17 protein-coding genes are annotated in these 17,872 nt (G+C 65.7%); all 17 read right to left on the reverse strand.

What is annotated here, in order from left to right; genetic code table 11:
• A complete protein-coding gene (locus QFZ83_RS22275) occupies nt 1–360 on the reverse strand; it encodes a hypothetical protein (protein ID WP_306880149.1) in 360 nt (119 codons plus the stop codon).
• Nucleotides 361–365: 5 nt separating this feature from the next.
• Nucleotides 366–1,190 carry a hypothetical protein gene (locus QFZ83_RS22280; RefSeq protein WP_307510152.1) on the reverse strand — a complete coding sequence of 275 codons (825 nt, stop codon included), beginning with the start codon at nt 1,188–1,190 and terminating at the stop codon, nt 366–368.
• Between the two features lie 37 nt (nt 1,191–1,227).
• Nucleotides 1,228–2,598 carry a histidinol dehydrogenase gene (hisD, locus tag QFZ83_RS22285; protein WP_307510154.1) on the reverse strand — a complete coding sequence of 457 codons (1,371 nt, stop codon included), beginning with the start codon at nt 2,596–2,598 and terminating at the stop codon, nt 1,228–1,230.
• Nucleotides 2,595–3,251 carry an ATP phosphoribosyltransferase gene (gene hisG, locus QFZ83_RS22290; RefSeq protein WP_307510156.1) on the reverse strand — a complete coding sequence of 219 codons (657 nt, stop codon included), beginning with the start codon at nt 3,249–3,251 and terminating at the stop codon, nt 2,595–2,597. Before hisG ends, hisD begins: the two co-directional genes overlap by 4 nt.
• A complete protein-coding gene (gene murA, locus QFZ83_RS22295) occupies nt 3,248–4,537 on the reverse strand; it encodes a UDP-N-acetylglucosamine 1-carboxyvinyltransferase (RefSeq protein WP_306880153.1) in 1,290 nt (429 codons plus the stop codon). Before murA ends, hisG begins: the two co-directional genes overlap by 4 nt.
• Before the next feature lie 39 nt (nt 4,538–4,576).
• Nucleotides 4,577–4,819, reverse strand: coding sequence for a BolA family protein (locus QFZ83_RS22300; protein ID WP_013539709.1), 243 nt, complete (start codon nt 4,817–4,819; stop codon nt 4,577–4,579).
• Between the two features lie 19 nt (nt 4,820–4,838).
• A complete protein-coding gene (locus tag QFZ83_RS22305) occupies nt 4,839–5,594 on the reverse strand; it encodes an ABC transporter permease (protein ID WP_041943354.1) in 756 nt (251 codons plus the stop codon).
• Nucleotides 5,595–5,599: 5 nt separating this feature from the next.
• Complete coding sequence (locus QFZ83_RS22310) at nt 5,600–6,547, reverse strand: ABC transporter ATP-binding protein (RefSeq protein WP_013539707.1); 948 nt, start codon at nt 6,545–6,547, stop codon at nt 5,600–5,602.
• 33 nt (nt 6,548–6,580) lie between these two features.
• A complete protein-coding gene (locus QFZ83_RS22315) occupies nt 6,581–6,856 on the reverse strand; it encodes a lipid asymmetry maintenance protein MlaB (RefSeq protein ID WP_013539706.1) in 276 nt (91 codons plus the stop codon).
• Nucleotides 6,857–6,871: 15 nt separating this feature from the next.
• Nucleotides 6,872–7,531 (reverse strand): phospholipid-binding protein MlaC, encoded by a 660-nt coding sequence (locus tag QFZ83_RS22320; RefSeq protein ID WP_307510158.1) that lies wholly within the window; start codon nt 7,529–7,531, stop codon nt 6,872–6,874.
• Nucleotides 7,532–7,705: 174 nt separating this feature from the next.
• Nucleotides 7,706–8,452: a VacJ family lipoprotein gene (locus QFZ83_RS22325; protein ID WP_307510160.1), complete on the reverse strand. Its 747-nt coding sequence runs from the start codon at nt 8,450–8,452 to the stop codon at nt 7,706–7,708.
• Between the two features lie 26 nt (nt 8,453–8,478).
• Entirely contained in the window at nt 8,479–8,973 is a 495-nt protein-coding gene (mlaD, locus tag QFZ83_RS22330) for an outer membrane lipid asymmetry maintenance protein MlaD (protein WP_013539703.1), read from the reverse strand.
• Nucleotides 8,974–9,010: 37 nt separating this feature from the next.
• On the reverse strand, nt 9,011–9,793 hold the full coding sequence (gene mlaE / locus QFZ83_RS22335; protein ID WP_307510162.1) for a lipid asymmetry maintenance ABC transporter permease subunit MlaE: 783 nt from the start codon (nt 9,791–9,793) through the stop codon (nt 9,011–9,013).
• Entirely contained in the window at nt 9,790–10,650 is an 861-nt protein-coding gene (locus tag QFZ83_RS22340) for an ABC transporter ATP-binding protein (RefSeq protein WP_307510164.1), read from the reverse strand. The genes mlaE and QFZ83_RS22340 overlap by 4 nt, the downstream gene beginning before the upstream one ends.
• Nucleotides 10,651–10,715: 65 nt before the next feature.
• On the reverse strand, nt 10,716–12,194 hold the full coding sequence (locus QFZ83_RS22345; protein WP_307510165.1) for a glutamate synthase subunit beta: 1,479 nt from the start codon (nt 12,192–12,194) through the stop codon (nt 10,716–10,718).
• Between the two features lie 34 nt (nt 12,195–12,228).
• Nucleotides 12,229–16,977: a glutamate synthase-related protein gene (locus QFZ83_RS22350; RefSeq protein WP_307510166.1), complete on the reverse strand. Its 4,749-nt coding sequence runs from the start codon at nt 16,975–16,977 to the stop codon at nt 12,229–12,231.
• 184 nt (nt 16,978–17,161) lie between these two features.
• Nucleotides 17,162–17,857 (reverse strand): transposase, encoded by a 696-nt coding sequence (locus QFZ83_RS22355; RefSeq protein WP_307510168.1) that lies wholly within the window; start codon nt 17,855–17,857, stop codon nt 17,162–17,164.
• Nucleotides 17,858–17,872 lie beyond the last annotated feature (15 nt).

Consider the following 17,872-nt stretch of genomic DNA (forward strand, 5'->3'; position numbering starts at 1 on the left):
TCAGGACGCGCACCGGAAGCTGTTCTGCAGCGCGCTCGACAACACCAACTGCACCGGCATGTCGGCCTCGTACAACTCGGCGTTGCGCTTGAGCTCGGCCTGGAAGAGCGAGCGCGCCATCGAGGGCTCGAGCCGGCGACCATCGACGCAGAACAGTGGCTTCTGGCCGGTGCGCCGCGCCGTGTCGCTGGCTTCGCGCAGGCCTTCGAGCACGCCCACGAGGTAGTAGCTCGCGTAGGCCTTGCCCTCTTTCTTTTCCTTGACCTCGAGCGTGTGGAACTCGCGGATGGTCATGGCCTGCGCACCGGCGCCGGCCGCGAGCGCGAGCAGCAACATCGACAGACGGGCGGTGCGCTTCATGGCATTTACTTGCGGTAGCGCGGCGGCGGCGCGTAGGCGCCATCGGCCGGGAAGGCGCTGGGCTGCGGCGGCGTGGCATCGCGGCGCGGACGGCGCGGTGCCTGCGGCTCTTCGAGCTCGAACAGCGCGGCGCCGATCACGCCGATGTTGCGCACATCGCCCGCTTCGGTGTTCGCTGCATAGGCGCGGCCCGGCGTGGCAAAGCGGAAGGCCGCGACCTCGCTCTGGCTCTTGCGGAAGCCCTCGATGTTCAGCGTCTCCTGCGGGCGCAGCACGTAGCCGCCGTTGCGCAGGCTCCCGGCCTTGCCGCTGAGCACGTCCAGGCCGTCGACAGTGGCGATCACCTCGTAGCTGCGGTCGCTCAGGTTGCGAAAGCGCAGCGTGTAGCGCGCGCCTTCGACGCCGGCGAGGCGGAACATGTCATCGCCGCGGCGCTGCCGCTGCAGCGGCAGCGGGCGGTTGCTCTCGTCGAGCACCGACCATTCGACGTCGCCCTGGGCCAGTTGCAGGTTGAGCCGGCGTTCGGGGTTGTTGCCCACGTCGCGGCGCACGGCGGATGCTTCGTTGTAGCCCACCGAAGCTACTTCGTCGGGCTGCTCGGACAGCCGCTTGGTCACGATGGTGCGGGTCTTCGACTCGATGCCCTCGCCCCATTGGGTGCCCAGCTGTGCGGGTGCAGGTGCGGCCGGCGCGGCGCTGGGCGTTGCGGACATCGCGGCCGTTTCGGCGCGGTTCTGCGGCATCTGCGTGCAGGCGGCCAGTAAGGCGGCACCTGCCACCAGGCCGGTGGCGAAACGGAAAAATCGCGAACGATAGAGACGTTGAATCATCTGGCTTGCTCCTCCCGGGAACGGGGTTATTGGAGCTTCAGATCTTACTGAGCCGCATCCGGGCGGCCTCGGCGTGCGCCTGCAGGCCCTCGCCCTCGGCCAGTGTGACGGCGATCGGGCCGAGCACCTGGGCGCCGGCTTCGCTCACCTCGATCAGGCTGGAGCGCTTCTGGAAGTCGTAGACGCCCAGCGGGCTGGAGAAGCGCGCCGTGCCGCTGGTGGGCAGCACGTGGTTCGGGCCGGCGCAGTAGTCGCCCAGGCTCTCGCTGGTGAAGGCGCCCAGGAAGATCGCGCCGGCGTGGCGCAGCAGCGGCTCCCAGCGATTGGGCTCGCTGCTGCTGACTTCGAGATGCTCGGGGGCGATGCGATTGCTGATCTCGCAGGCCTCTTCCATGCTCTTCGTGTGGATCAGCGCGCCGCGCCCGTTGAGCGAGGCGGCGATGATTTCCGCGCGCGGCATGGCAGGCAGCAGGCGGTCGATTTCGGCCTGCACGCGGTCGATGTAGGCAGCGTCGGGGCACAGCAGGATGCTCTGCGCCAGTTCGTCGTGCTCGGCTTGGCTGAAGAGATCCATCGCCACCCACTCGGGCGGCGTGGTGCCGTCGGCCAGCACGAGGATCTCGCTCGGGCCCGCGATCATGTCGATGCCCACGGTGCCGAACACGCGGCGCTTGGCGGCCGCCACATAGGCGTTGCCGGGGCCGGTGATCTTGTCGACCGCGGGGATGGTGGCGGTGCCGTAGGCGAGCGCGGCGACGGCTTGTGCGCCGCCGATGGTGAACGCGCGGGTGACGCCGGCCACGTAGGCGGCGGCGAGCACCAGCACGTTGCGCTCGCCCTTCGTCGACGATTGCCCGCCCGCGCCGCCCGTCGCAACGCTGCCCTTCACGGGCGTCGGCACGACCATGATGATTTCGCCAACGCCGGCCACATGCGCCGGGATCGCGTTCATCAGCAGGCTGGACGGGTAGGCCGCCTTGCCGCCGGGCACATAGATGCCGACGCGGTCCAGCGGCGTGACCTTCTGGCCGAGCAGCGTGCCGTCCGCGTCGCGGTAGCTCCAGCTCTCGCCGCTGGCCTTCTTCTGTGCCTCGTGATAGCTGCGCACGCGTTGGGCCGCGGCTTGCAGCGCAGCGCGCTGGTCTTGGGGCAGCGAATCGAAGGCTTCCTTGAAATCGGTCTGCGTCAGTTCGAGTTCCGGCACGGTCGCGGCACCCAGCCCGTCGAAGCGGCGCGTGTACTCCAGCACCGCCTCGTCGCCGCGCTTCTGCACATCGGCCAGGATGTCGGCCACCACCTTCTCGATCGCAGCATCCGCATCTGCGGACCAATGCAGCCGCGCCTTGAATTCAGCGTCGAAGCTGGCTGAAGTCGTGGAGAGACGGGCGGGGGCTGCTTTCAGAGTCATGGGGCGGTAGATGTGGCGGGAGGAATGGCTGACGCGAAGGCGTCGATGATGCGGCGGATCGGCTCGCGCTTGAGCTTGAGCGCGGCCTGGTTGACGACCAGCCGGGCGCTGATGTCCATGATGCGTTCCACCTCGACGAGGTGGTTGGCCTTGAGCGTGTTGCCGGTGGAGACCAGGTCGACGATGGCGTCGGCCAGGCCCGTGAGCGGCGCGAGCTCCATGCTGCCGTAGAGCTTGATGAGGTCGACGTGCACGCCCTTGCTCGCGAAGAACTCGCGCGAGAGGCCCACGTACTTGGTCGCCACGCGCAGGCGCGAGCCCTGGCGCACGGCCGAGGCGTAGTCGTAGTCGGCGCGCACGGCCACGCTCAGGCGGCAGGCCGCAATGCGCAGGTCCAGCGGCTGGTACATGCCCTGGTTGCCGTTTTCCAGGAGCACGTCGAGGCCGGTCACGCCGAGGTCGGCGCCGCCGTACTGCACGTAGGTGGGCACGTCGGAGGCGCGCACCAGCACCACGCGCACGTCGGGGCGGGTGGTCTCCAGGATCAGCTTGCGCGACTTCTCGGGGTCTTCGGTGACCTCGATGCCGGCGGCGGCGAGCAAGGGCATCGTCTCTTCGAAGATGCGGCCTTTGGAGAGAGCCAACGTGATCATGCGGCGGCTCCGGTCACGCGTTCGATGTCGGCACCCAGGCCGCGCAGCTTGGCTTCCATGCGGTCGTAGCCGCGGTCCAGGTGGTAGATGCGGTCGATCAGCGTCTCGCCCTCGGCCACGAGGCCGGCGATCACGAGGCTGGCGGAGGCGCGCAGGTCGGTGGCCATCACGGTGGCGCCCGAGAGTTGCTGCACACCTTCGACCATCGCCACCTTGCCTTCGACGTGAATGGTCGCGCCCAGGCGCACCATCTCGTTCACATGCATGAAGCGGTTCTCGAAGATCGTTTCGGTGACCATCGAGGCGCCGCGCGCGATCACGTTCAGCGCCATGAACTGCGCCTGCATGTCGGTCGGGAAACCGGGGTATTCGGTGGTGCTGAAGCTCTGCGCCTTCAGGTGCTCGCTGGCCGGGGCCTTGGAGCTGATGCGCACACCGCCCTCTTCCGGCGCGACCGCGCAGCCGGCGTCGCGCAGCTTGTCGATCACCGCGTCCATGTGGTCGGCGCGGGCGTGGCGCAGGAACACGTCGCCGCCCGTGGCCGCGACGGCGCACAGGAAGGTGCCGGCCTCGATGCGGTCGGCCACCACGGCGTGCTCGCAGCCGTGCAGCTTCTCGACGCCCTGGATGCGGATGTGGCTGGTGCCGTGGCCTTCGATCTTCGCGCCCATGCGGATCAGCATCTCGGCCAGGTCGACGATCTCGGGCTCCTGCGCGGCGTTTTCGAGCAGCGTCTCGCCCTCGGCCAGCGCGGCGGCCATGAGGAAGTTCTCGGTGCCGGTGACTGTGACCATGTCGGTCAGGATGCGCGCGCCCTTCAGGCGGGAGCGGCCTGCCGGCAGGCTGGCGATCATGTAGCCGTGCTCGACCACGATCTCGGCGCCCATCGCCTGCAGGCCCTTGATGTGCTGGTCGACCGGCCGCGAGCCGATGGCGCAGCCGCCGGGCAGCGACACCTTGGCGTGGCCGAAGCGCGCGAGCAGCGGGCCGAGGGCCAGCACGGAGGCGCGCATGGTCTTCACCAGCTCGTAAGGGGCTTCGGGGTTGGTGAGGTCACCGGCGTTCAGCTGGACCGTGCCGTTGTCGTCGCGCTCGGTCACGACGCCCATGTTGCGCACCAGCTTGAGCATGGTCGACACGTCCTGCAGGCGGGGCACGTTGTGCAGCGTCACGGGCTGGTCGGTCAGCAGCGCCGCGCACAGCTCGGGCAGCGCGGCGTTCTTGGCGCCGGAAATGAGTACCTCGCCGCGAAGCTGGCGCCCGCCGCGAATCAGAAGTTTGTCCATCGAGGATCCAGCGAAATGGGGTGGCCCGAGGGCCGGAATTTACTTTTCCACCGCGGCCCATTCGGCCGGCGTGTAGGTTTTCATCGAGAGCGCATGCACTTCGTCGGTGTGCATTTTCGCACCGAGGGTGGCGTAGACCCGCTGGTGGCGCTGGATGGCGCGCTTGCCCTCGAATTCGGCCGAGACGATGGTCGCGTACCAATGTCGGCCGTCGCCCTCCAGCGAGATGTGCTCGCACGGGAGATGGGATTGGATCAGGGCCTGGAGTTGTTCGGCGGTCATGGGGTCTGGAAAGAGGCGTTCAGCCTCGGATTTTGTAGCCGATACGGAGGAGATGAACAGCAATCGCGCTCACCACCAGCCAGGCGGTGCCGACGATGCCCAGGCTGAGCCAGGGCGAGGCGTCGCTCACGCCGAAGAAGCCGTAGCGAAAGCCATCGATCATGTAGAAGAACGGGTTCAGGTGGCTCACGCTCTGCCAGAACGGCGGCAGCGAGCCGATCGAATAGAACACGCCCGAGAGAAACGTCATGGGCATGATCAGGAAGTTCTGGAACACCGCCATCTGGTCGAACTTCTCGGCCCAGAGGCCGGCGATCAGGCCCAGGGTGCCGAGCATCGCGGCGCCCAGCAGCGCAAAGACGACGATCCACACCGGCGCCACGAAATTCGGCATCGCGAAGAACACGGTCACCACGAACACGCCCAGCCCCACGGCCAGCCCGCGAATGATCGACGAGCCCACGTAGGCAAAGAACCAGCCCCAATGCGACAGCGGCGTGAGCAGCACGAACACGAGGTTGCCCATGATCTTGCTCTGGATGATCGAGGACGAGCTGTTCGCAAACGCGTTCTGCAGCACGCTCATCATCACGAGGCCGGGCACCAGGAAGGCCGTGTAGCCGACCGAGCCGTAGACCTTCACATGGTCTTCGAGCACATGGCCGAACACCATCAAATAGAGCAGCGCGGTGAGCACCGGCGCACCGACGGTCTGGAAGCCGACCTTCCAGAAGCGCAGCGTCTCCTTGTAGAGCAGCGCGCGCCAACCGGTCACTGCCATCATCTTGCGACCTCCAGCGGTGTCTGCTCGCCCGCCATCAGATCGATGAACACGTCTTCCAGATCGGCCTTGCGCATTTCCACGTCTTCCACCGCGACGCCGGCTTCGCGGATCGCTGCCAGCAGTTGTTCGACTTCATGGGCGTTCTGCGCCGGCAGCTGCACGATGCGCCCGGTGATGCGCGCATGCTGGGCAATGGCCCAGGGCAGCATCGCATCGGTCTTGAAGCGCAGCACGTTGCTCGCAGCCGATTTCAGGAGTTCACTGGTGCGGTCCAGCGCGATCACGCGGCCCAGCTTGAGCATCGCGATGCGGCTGCACAGCGCCTCGGCCTCTTCGAGGTAATGGGTGGTGAGCAGCACGGTGCTGCCCTGCTTGTTGAGTCTGGCGACGAACTGCCAGAGCGTCTGGCGCAGCTCGACGTCGACGCCTGCCGTGGGCTCGTCCAGCACGATGACGGGCGGCTTGTGCACCAGCGCCTGCGCCACCAGCACCCGGCGCTTCATGCCGCCCGAGAGCTGCCGCATGTTGGCCGTGGCCTTGTCGGTGAGACCGAGGCTGTGCAGCAGCTCGTCGATCCAGTCGTCGTTGTTCTTGATGCCGAAGTAGCCCGACTGGATGCGCAGCGACTCGCGCACGTTGAAGAAGGGGTCGAACACCAGCTCCTGCGGCACGATGCCCAACTGGCGGCGCGCCTCGGCGTAGTCGCGCTGCACGTCGAAACCATGCACGCTGATGGCGCCGGACGTGGGCCGCGAGAGGCCCGCGAGCATGCTGATCAGGGTGGTCTTGCCCGCGCCGTTGGGGCCGAGCAGGCCGAAGAACTCGCCCGGCTCGATCTGGAAGGAGACCTCGTCGACCGCGCGCAAGCCTTGTTTGCCTTGGGCTTTCTGCTGTCTGGAGGGGGGGTAGGTCTTGGAGACCGATTGGAATGAGATCGCGGGCATGGGAGCCCGCGATTTTAAGGTGCCGTTACTTTTTCAGGGCGCGGCCGGCAAAAGGCCCGCGATGCCGTACAGCGCTGCCAGTTCGCGCAGGCGCGGCGAGAGGCCCTTGACCGAGAAGCCGCGGCCCAGCGCGCTCGACTCGCGGCGGCACTCGAGCAGCACCGCCAGCGCCGACGAATCGAATTGCGCCAGCGCGGTGGCATCGACCACCGTGGACGACGAATCCGTCTGGCCCTTCAGCCCCTGCTGCAGCATGCGCATGCAGGCCGGGGCCTCGTCGTGGGTGAGCTTGGTGGGCAGGACCAGCATGGCGATGTCGGCCGGTCAGCTCTTGGTGTTGCTCTTGTTGCGGCTGGCCAGCGCGGTGATCAGGCCGTCGATGCCGCTCTTGTTGATTTCCTGCGCGAACTGCGTGCGGTAGGTATCGACCAGCCAGACGCCCAGCACATTGAGGTTGTAGACCTTCCAGCCTGCGCCCTGGCCCGGCGTCTTCTCAAGGCGGTAGTCGAGCTGCACGGGGTCGCCGCGGCCCTGGATCTCGGTGCGGACCAGCACTTCCTTGTCGTCGGCCGAGCCGCGGAACGGACGCACGGTGACGGTCTGGTCGACCACCTGGTCGAGCGCGCCGGCGTAGGTGCGAACCAGCAGGGCCTTGAACTCTTCCTGCAGGCGCTTTTGCTGCTCGGGGGTCGCCTGGCGCCAGGCCGGGCCGACCGCCGAAGCCGTCATGCGCTGGAAGTTGACGTTGGGCATGATCTTGCTGTCGACCAGCAGCATGATCTTGTTGACGTCGCCGGCCTTGATCGACGAGTCGGCCTTGATCGTCTCGAGCACATCGCTCGACAGGCGCTTGACCAGCGCGTCGGGTGCCTCATCGGCAGCGTAGGCGGGGCGAACGAAGGCGGTGGCAGCGCCCAGCAGCAGGGCCCCGGCCAGGACCAGTCGGCCCATATCGCGTCGTTGCAGCAAGATCTTGTTGTTCATGGAGAGTCCCTCAAATTTGAAAAATCGACGAAGCACCCGGATCGCACAAAGCAAGGGGTGCTGCGACAAGAACGGATTCGACAGGCCCGGGGCCGACCGGGTTCCTGAAGCGCAGGTGAAGCCTTGCAACCGGATGCAAGCAGCTTCATCGCCCGCTTCCGCGCTTCTTGGCTCTTATTTGCTTTCGGTGCCGTCTTCTGCGGGGCTGTTGCCCGCACCGTCGTCCGGCGGATTGCCATCGTAGACCTGGCTGCGGCGGCGCTGCAGGAATGCATCCCGTGTGAACGAATACTTGTCGAGCGCCGCTTCGCCGAGCAGACGGCCGGCGCGCAGGTACTGCGAACGCGTGTCGACGGCATGCAGCACGGTGAGCGAATTGCGCCAGGCCACGTCGTTCATCTGAGAAACCGGATCGCCCAAGCGGTCGACAGGCAATGCGGCGGTGTCACGCAGCGTCGATGGGCCCAGCAACGGCAATACCACGTAGGGACCGGCGCCCACGCCCCAGTAGCCCAGCGTCTGGCCGAAGTCCTCTTCGTGGCGGGGGATGCCCGCCTCGGTCGCCACGTCGAGCAGGCCACCGAGCCCGAAGAACGTGTTGACATTGAGCCGCATGAAAGTCTCGGCGCTGCCCTGCAGCTTGAGCTGCGCGACATTGTTGGCGAGGTTCCAGACGTCGCCCAGGTTGTTGAAGAAGTTGTCCACACCCGAGCGCACCATCGACGGTAATACGCGCTGGTAAGCGGTGGCCACCGGCACGAGAACCGCGTTGTCGACCGTGTCGTTGAAACGGGTCACGCCGCGATTGAAAGGCTCGAAAGGATCGACCGGATTGGCATTGGGCCCCGTGGCACATCCGGCAACGATCGCCAGAGCGGTGGCGGTAGCTGCCCAGCGGGCACTGTTAGCTATGCTTTTCATAGCATGCGATGCAAAAAGTCGTGATTTCATTTTTTGTTGGCTGTTCCCGGCGCCGTATTCGAGCCCCCTTCGGCCGCCTTGCTGTAAAGGAACTGGCTGATCAGGTTCTCCAGCACCACAGCCGATTGGGTCGAAGTGATGGTGTCGCCGGCTTGCAAGTTCTTCTCCTCGGCGCCCGCTTCGATGCCGATGTACTGCTCGCCGAGCAAGCCACTGGTCAATATCTTGAGCGAGCTGTCCTTGGGAAAACTGTAACGGTTTTGAAGTGCCAGCGTCACATCGGCCTGAAAGGCCTTGTCGTTGAACGCGATGGATTCCACACGTCCGACCACCACGCCTGCGCTCTTGACCGCGGTTTGTGGCTTCAAACCACCAATGTTGTCGAAGCGCGCGGTGACCGTGTAGGTCTTCTGGAAATTCAGGCTCAGCAGATTGGCCGACTGCAGCGCGAGAAACAGCAGTGCCGCCGCGCCGATGAGCACGAAAAGGCCGACCCAGATGTCGTTGTTGGAACGTTGCATGGTTTGCACTCTTTAGAACGATTGGAGCGGAGCCCCTTTAGATACTGAACATCATGGCGGTGAGCAGGAAGTCCAGCCCAAGCACTGCCAGCGATGCGGTGACCACCGTGCGCGTCGTCGCGCGCGACACGCCTTCGGGCGTGGGCTGGGCCGCGTAGCCCTGCAGCAGTGCAATGAAAGTCACGGTGAAGCCGAAGACGATGCTCTTGATGACGCCGTTGCCGACGTCGCGCCACACGTCGACGCCGCCCTGCATCTGGCCCCAGAACGCACCCGGGTCGACCCCCAGCATCAGCACGCCCACCACGTAGCCGCCCATGATGCCGACCGCGCTGAACACGGCCGCCAGCAGCGGCATGGTGATGACGCCGGCCCAGAAGCGCGGCGCGAGGATGCGCTGCACCGGATCGACCGCCATCATTTCCATGGCGCTCAATTGCTCGTCGGCCTTCATGAGCCCGATCTCGGCGGTGAGTGATGTGCCCGCCCGCCCGGTAAAGAGCAAGGCCGCCACCACGGGCCCGAGTTCGCGCACGAGGCTCAGCGTGACCAGCAGCCCGAGCGCCTCGGACGAGCCATAGCGCTGCAGCGCGTAATACATCTGCAGCCCCAGCACGAAGCCGACGAACAGCCCCGACACGCCAATGATCGCGAGCGAGTAGTTGCCGAGGAAATGGATCTGGTCGCGCACGAGGCTGAAGCGACGCATGATCTGCGCGCCCGGACCCAGGAGACGCATGAAAAGCTTGGCGCCATAGCCAAGATTCGCGAGGTGGCTGCGAACCGCATAGCCGACATCGGCAGGCTTCCACCAGCTCATGAACGCCCTCCTTCGACATTGCCGAAGTCGTCTTCGATGCTGACGCCGGGATAGTGAAACCGCACCGGCCCGTCGGGCAGCGCGTTCACGAACTGGTGCACGAGCGGATCGGTGTTCTCGCGCACCTCGGCGGGCGTGCCCTGCGCGGCGATGCTGCCGTTGGCCAGGATGATCACGTGATCGGCGATGCGGAAGGTTTCTTCCAGGTCGTGCGACACGATGATGCTGGTGAGCCCCAGCGTGTCGTTGAGCTGTCGAATGAGCCGGGCCGCGGTGCCCAAAGAGATCGGATCGAGGCCGGCGAAGGGTTCGTCGTACATCACGAGGTCGGGGTCGAGCGCGATTGCGCGCGCCAGTGCCACGCGCCGCGCCATGCCGCCCGACACCTCGCTGGGCATCAGGTCGCGCGCACCGCGCAGGCCCACCGCATCGAGTTTCATGAGCACCACATCGCGCACCAGCGCTTCGGACAACTGCGTGTGCTCGCGCAGCGGAAACGCCACGTTGTCGAACACCGTCATGTCGGTAAAGAGTGCACCGGACTGGAACAGCATGCCCATGCGGCGCCGGGCCAGGTAGAGCGCCGCGTTGTCGAACTTGCCAACATCTTGGCCGTCGAAGAGCACTTCACCGCGCTGCGCCCGCTGCTGTCCGCCGATCAATCGCAGCACGGTGGTCTTGCCACCGCCGGAGGCGCCCATCAGTGCCGTGACCTTGCCGCGTGGGACGGTGAACGAGACGCCGTCGAGGATCGTGCGCGTACCGTAGCCGAACGTGACGTCACGGAACTCTGCGAATGGTTGTGGCGGTGTGGCTGGGTCCATCTCAATAAAAAAGCCGGGCGCCTTTTCAGGCATCCCGGCATGCGGTTTCCGCGAATGATAGCGGGGCCGCGAAGGGCCCCGCGAAATTGAAACAAAATTCAGCGCGGCAAATCACTGAATCCCATCAGGAATTCGTCCACCGAGCGCGCGGCCTGGCGGCCCTCGCGAATCGCCCATACGACCAGCGATTGGCCGCGGCGGATATCGCCCGCTGCAAACACCTTCGGCACGTTGGTGGCATAGCCGCCGATGAAGTCGACGGTCGCGCGCGCGTTGCCGCGTGCATCCTTCTCCACGCCGAAAGCATCGAGCACGGCGGCCACGGGGCTGATGAAGCCCATCGCCAGCAGCACGAGGTCGGCCTTCAGGATCTGCTCGCTGCCGGCCACTTCCTGCATCTTGCCGTCCTTCCATTCGACGCGAACGGTCTTCAGGCCGGTGACCTTGCCCTTCTCGCCGATGAATTCCTTGGTCGAGATGGCGAACTCGCGCTCGCAGCCTTCTTCATGGCTGGAGCTGGTGCGCAGCTTGATCGGCCAGTAGGGCCAGGTCAGCGGACGGTTCTCTTCCTCGGGCGGCTGGGGCATCAGTTCGAACTGCGTGACGCTCACTGCGCCATGGCGGTTGCTGGTGCCCACGCAGTCGGAGCCGGTGTCGCCGCCGCCGATGACGATGACGTGCTTGCCTTCGGCGCGCAGTTGGCCCTTGACCTTGTCGCCCGCGTTGACGCGGTTCTGCTGAGGCAGGAACTCCATCGCGAAATGGATGCCGTCCAGATCGCGGCCGGGCACCGGCAGGTCGCGCGATTGCTCGGCGCCACCGGTGAGCACCACGGCGTCGAAGTCCTTCTGCAGCTGCTCGGGCGTGATGGTTTCCTTGGCGAGGTTGGTCACCTTGGAGCCCTTGCCCAGCGGATCCTTTGTGGCACCGATCATCACGCCGGTGCGGAAGACGACGCCCTCGGCCTTCATCTGCTCGACGCGGCGGTCGATGTGCGTCTTCTCCATCTTGAAGTCGGGGATGCCGTAACGCAGCAGGCCGCCGATGCGGTCGTTCTTCTCGAACAGCGTCACCTCGTGGCCGGCGCGCGCCAGTTGCTGCGCGGCCGCCATGCCGGCCGGGCCCGCGCCCACCACCGCCACCTTCTTGCCGGTCTTGTGCTTGGCCACGCGCGGCGCGACCCAGCCTTCGTCCCAGGCGCGGTCGATGATCGCGTGCTCGATCGACTTGATGCCGATCGCGTCGTCGTTCACGTTGAGCACGCACGCCGCCTCGCAGGGCGCGGGGCAGATGCGGCCGGTGAACTCGGGGAAGTTGTTGGTCGAGTCGAGCACCGCGAAGGCGTTCTGCCAGTCGTTGCGGTACACGAGGTCGTTGAAGTCCGGAATGATGTTGTTGACCGGGCAGCCGCTGTTGCAGAACGGCGTGCCGCAGTCCATGCAGCGCGCGCCCTGCACCTTGGCCTGCTCGGGCGTCAGGCCGACGACGAATTCCTTGTAGTGCTTGACGCGCTCGTCGACGGGCTTGTAGCCCTCTTCGATGCGCTCATGCTCCATGAAGCCGGTGATCTTTCCCATCGTGCTTTCCTCTGTTCTTCGTTTTTGTTGCCGCTCAGACCGCAGCCGTCGTGGCCGGGGCGACCAATGCGTGCGGCTCCAGGCCCACGTGCGCGTTGTTGCCGCTGCTGGTCAGCTCGACCTTGCGGTCGTGCAGTTCGGCGAGGGCGCGCTTGTATTCGTTCGGGAACACCTTGACGAACTTGGTCCGCGACACGGCCCAGTTGTCGAGCAGCTCGCGCGCGCGCTTGCTGCCGGTCCAGCGGTGGTGTTCTTCGAGCAGCTTCTTCAGTTGCGCTTCGTCGGTCTCGCCGCCGTGCCAGATCTTGCGATGCACGCTCGCCGTTTGCTCGGCCGAGGTCAGCACCTTGTCGAGCGACACCATCGAGAGGTTGCAGCGCGTGGCGAACTGGCCGTCCTCGTCGTAGACGAAGGCAACGCCGCCGCTCATGCCTGCTGCGAAGTTGCGGCCGGTCTTGCCGAGCACCGCAACCGTGCCGCCGGTCATGTATTCGCAACCGTGGTCGCCCGTGCCTTCGATGACCGCCGTGGCACCCGAGAGGCGCACCGCGAAACGCTCGCCGGCCACGCCGCAGAGATACGCCTCGCCGGTCGTCGCGCCGTACAGCGCGGTGTTGCCGACGATGGTGTTGCGCACCGCTTCGCCGCGGAAATCGAGGCTGGGCCGCACCACCACGCGGCCGCCGGAGAGGCCCTTGCCGGTGTAGTCGTTGGCGTCGCCGATCAGGTACAGCGTGATGCCGCGCGCGAGGAACGCACCGAACGACTGGCCGCCCGTGCCTTCGAGCTGGATGCGGATCGAATCGTCGGGCAGCCCCTGCGGATGCACCTTGGTCAGCGCACCCGAAAGCATCGCGCCCACCGAGCGGTTGACGTTGCGCGCCACCTCGATGAACTGCACCTTCTCGCCCTTGTCGATGGCGGGGCGCGACTTCTCGATGAGTCTCACGTCCAGGGCCTTGTCCAGGCCGTGGTCCTGGTTCTCGACATGGAAGCGCGCCACGTCGGCCGGCACGTTCGGCAGTGCGAACAGGCGGCTGAAATCCAGGCCCGAAGCCTTCCAGTGTTCGATGCCCTTGCGGGTGTCCAGCAGGTCGGCGCGGCCGATCAGGTCGTCGAATTTGCGGATGCCCAGCTGGGCCATGATCTGGCGCACTTCTTCCGCAACGAAGAAGAAGTAGTTGACGACGTGCTCGGGCTTGCCCGAGAACTTCTTGCGCAGGATCGGGTCCTGCGTGGCCACGCCCACCGGGCAGGTGTTCAGGTGGCACTTGCGCATCATGATGCAGCCCTCGACCACCAGCGGCGCGGTGGCGAAGCCGAACTCGTCAGCGCCCAGCAGTGCGCCGATGGCGACGTCGCGGCCGGTCTTCATCTGGCCGTCGGCCTGCACACGGATGCGGCTGCGCAGGCGGTTGAGCACCAGCGTCTGCTGCGTTTCGGCCAGGCCGATTTCCCACGGGCTGCCCGCATGCTTGATCGACGACCAGGGCGAGGCGCCCGTGCCGCCGTCATGGCCGGCGATCACGACGTGGTCGCTCTTGCACTTGGCCACGCCCGCGGCGATGGTGCCGACGCCGATTTCGCTCACCAGCTTCACGCTGATGCTGGCGTGCGGCGCGGTGTTCTTCAGGTCGTGAATGAGCTGAGCCAAGTCCTCGATCGAGTAGATGTCGTGGTGCGGCGGCGGCGAGATGAGGCCCACGCCCGGAACGGCATAACGCTGCTTGCCGATGTACTCGGTGACCTTGCCGCCCGGGAGCTGACCGCCCTCGCCCGGCTTGGCCCCCTGCGCCATCTTGATCTGGATCTGGTCGGCCGAGTGCAGGTACTCCGCGGTGACGCCGAAGCGGCCCGACGCGACCTGCTTGATGCGCGAACGCAGCGAGTCGCCATCGTTGAGCGGCAGGTCGACCTCGACGTTGGCCGCGCCGATCACGCTCTTGAGCGTGTCGCCCTGCTTGATCGGGATGCCCTTGAGCTCGTTGCGGTAGCGCGCCGGATCTTCGCCGCCCTCGCCCGTGTTGCTCTTGCCGCCGATGCGGTTCATGGCAATGGCCAGCGTGGCGTGCGCCTCGGTGCTGATCGAGCCGAGCGACATCGCGCCGGTGGCGAAACGCTTGACGATGTCCGCGGCCGCTTCGACCTCGTCCACCGGAATCGCCTTGGCCGGATCGATCTTGAACTCGAACAGCCCGCGCAGCGTGAGGTGCCGGCGGTTCTGGTCGTTGATGAGCTGCGCGTATTCCTTGTACGTGTTCCAGTTGTTGGAGCGCGTGCTGTGCTGCAGCTTGGCGATGGCGTCGGGCGTCCACATGTGCTCTTCGCCGCGCGTGCGCCAGGCGTATTCGCCGCCGGCATCCAGCATGTTGGCGAGCACCGGGTCGTCGCTGAACGCGGCCTTGTGCATGCGGATGGCTTCCTCGGCGATCTCGAAGACGCCGATGCCTTCCACGCGGCTGGCCGTGCCGGTGAAGTACTTGTTCACCGTCTCGGTGTTCAGGCCGATGGCTTCGAACAACTGCGCGCCGCAGTAGCTCATGTAGGTGCTGACACCCATCTTCGACATGATCTTCGACAGGCCCTTGCCGATGGCCTTGACGTAGTTGTAGACCGCCTTGTCGGCGCTCAGGTCGCCGGGCAGGTCGGCGTGCATGGCCGCCAGCGTTTCCATCGCGAGGTACGGGTGCACGGCTTCCGCGCCGTAGCCGGCGAGCACGCCGAAGTGATGCACTTCGCGGGCCGAACCGGTTTCGACGACGAGGCCGGCCGTGGTGCGCAGGCCTTCACGGACCAGGTACTGGTGCACGGCCGAGAGAGCCAGCACCGCCGGAATCGCCACCTGCGTCGGGCTCACGCCGCGGTCGCTCACGATCAGGATGTTGTGGCCGCCCTTGATGGCATCCACCGCTTCGGCGCACAGCGACGCCAGCTTGGCTTCGACGCCTTCGTCGCCCCAGGCGAGCGGGTAGGTGATGTCGAGCACGTAGCTCTTGAACTTGCCCTGCGTGTACTTGCCGATGTCGCGCAGCTTCGCCATGTCGGCGAAATCGAGGATCGGCTGGCTCACTTCGAGCCGCATCGGCGGGTTGACCTGGTTGATGTCCAGCAGGTTGGGCTTCGGGCCGATGAAGGACACCAGCGACATCACGATCGCTTCGCGGATCGGGTCGATCGGCGGGTTGGTCACCTGCGCGAACAACTGCTTGAAGTAGTTGTAGAGCGGCTTGTTCTTGTTGGAGAGCACGGCCAACGGGCTGTCGTTGCCCATGGAGCCGATGCCTTCTTCGCCGGCCTGTGCCATCGGGCTCATCAGGAACTTGATGTCTTCCTGGGTGTAGCCGAAGGCCTGCTGGCGATCGAGCAGCGCGACCTGACTGAGAGGTGCCGAGACCGGCTCGGCCTTGACGCTGTCGAGCTTGATGCGCAGGTTCTCGATCCACTGCTTGTACGGCTTGCTGTTCGCGAGCGTGGCCTTGACCTCCTCGTCGTCGATCATGCGGCCCTGCTCCAGATCGATCAGGAACATCTTGCCGGGCTGCAGGCGCCACTTGCGCACGATCTTCTGCTCGGGCACGGGCAGCACGCCCGACTCCGAAGCCATGATGACCAGGTCGTCGTCGGTCACGCAGTAGCGCGAGGGACGCAGGCCGTTGCGGTCGAGCGTGGCGCCGATCTGGCGGCCATCGGTGAAGACGATGGAAGCCGGGCCGTCCCACGGCTCGAGCATGGCGGCGTGGTACTCATAGAACGCGCGGCGGCGCGGGTCCATGGTGGCGTGCTGTTCCCAAGGCTCGGGAATCATCATCATCACGGCCTGGCTAATGGGGTAGCCGGCCATCGTCAAGAGCTCGAGGCAGTTGTCGAAGGTGGCGGTGTCGGACTGGCCGGCGAAGCTGATCGGGTAGAGCTTCTGCAGGTCGGCACCCAACACTGGCGACGACATGACGCCTTCGCGCGCCTTCATCCAGTTGTAGTTGCCCTTGACCGTGTTGATTTCGCCGTTGTGGGCGACATAGCGGTACGGGTGGGCCAGCGGCCACTCGGGGAAGGTGTTGGTCGAGAAGCGCTGGTGCACGAGGCCCAGGGCCGAGACGCAGCGCTTGTCCTGCAGGTCCAGGTAGTAAGTACCGACCTGATCGGCCAGCAGCAGGCCCTTGTAGACCACGGTGCGGCTGGACATGCTCGGAACGTAGTATTCCTTGCTGTGCTTGAGCTTCAGGCGCTGGATGTTGGCGCTGGCGGTCTTGCGGATCACGTAGAGCTTGCGTTCCAGCGCGTCCTGCACGATCACGTCGTTGCCGCGGCCGATGAAGACCTGGCGCAGCAGCGGTTCCTTTTCGCGCACAGTGGGCGACATGGGCATGTCGCGGTTGACCGGCACATCGCGCCAGCCGAGCAGCACCTGGCCTTCGGCCTTGATGGCGCGTTCCATTTCCTGCTCGCAGGCTTCGCGGGAGGCGTGTTCCTTCGGCAGGAAGATCATGCCGACGCCGTATTCGCCCGGCGGGGGCAGCGTGACGCCCTGCTTGGCCATCTCCTCGCGGTAGAGGTGATCGGGCAGTTGGATCAGGATGCCGGCGCCGTCGCCCATCAGCTTGTCAGCGCCCACTGCGCCGCGATGGTCGAGGTTCTCGAGGATCTTCAAGCCCTGCAGAACAATGGCGTGGCTCTTTTCGCCCTTGATATGGGCCACGAAGCCGACGCCGCAGGCATCGTGCTCATCGGCACCGGAATACAGACCGTGTTTTTGGAGATGTTCGATCTCGGCAGCCGTCGTCATGGCGCACTCCTTCAGTTTTCGCAGGGAATGGGAGCATATTGCGATGCACAAAGAATGCCAAACACTTTAATTGGGGTCAGATTCTTATTAAAAGCCGAGTTTTCTTATCGGAATTAAATTGGGGACACATCAAAAAAAGGAGCAATGGCGTGAGGCAGTACGCCGAATGGGCCGCGTTATCGACTCATGAATTGGATGCAGAAGGAGGCCGGCCCGCCTTTGCCTTGACCACGCGGCGATCGGTCGATTTCTGCAAAGAGTCCAGAAACTCACCATCACCCGCCGCCCAGCCGCGCAAGGTCGCCTCGGTCAGCGCATCCTGATCGGCCACTCGAACCCCCGCGCGCACCAACTCGACATACGCCGCCTCGCGCGCGAACGGCGTGTTGCCCAGCTCCCAGTACAGCGGATGCGGCGTCAGCAGCTTGTCGTGCCGCAGGCCCGCGTAGTGGCCGTGGCTCGACCACGGGTAGTCGCGGGCATCGGCCGCCATGCCGGCGCGCACCGGATTGAGGTCGATGTAGGCCATGCAGGTCATGAGGTAGCGATCGGTCTGGATCAGCGTCGACCTGTAGCGCCCCTCCCACAAGGTGCCGCTGCGGTCGTGGCGGTCGTTGAAGTAGCGCACGTAGCTGCGTCCGACCGACTGCATGAACTGCGGAAGACCCGTAGTGCTGTCGGGCGTGGCCAGCAGGTGGAAGTGGTTGTCCATCAGCACGTAGGCGTGCAGCGCGATGCCGAAGCGCGTGGCGTTGTCAGCCAGGAGGCCGAGCAGCTTTTCGTGGTCCGCGCGATCGGCAAAGATCGGCTGGCGGTTGTTGCCGCGCTGGATCACGTGGTGCGGCATGTCGGCCAGCGTGAGACGGGGAAGACGGGCCATGGTGGCACCTATCCT

The organism is Variovorax sp. W1I1 (assembly GCF_030815625.1).
GTDB lineage: Bacteria > Pseudomonadota > Gammaproteobacteria > Burkholderiales > Burkholderiaceae_C > Variovorax > Variovorax paradoxus_C.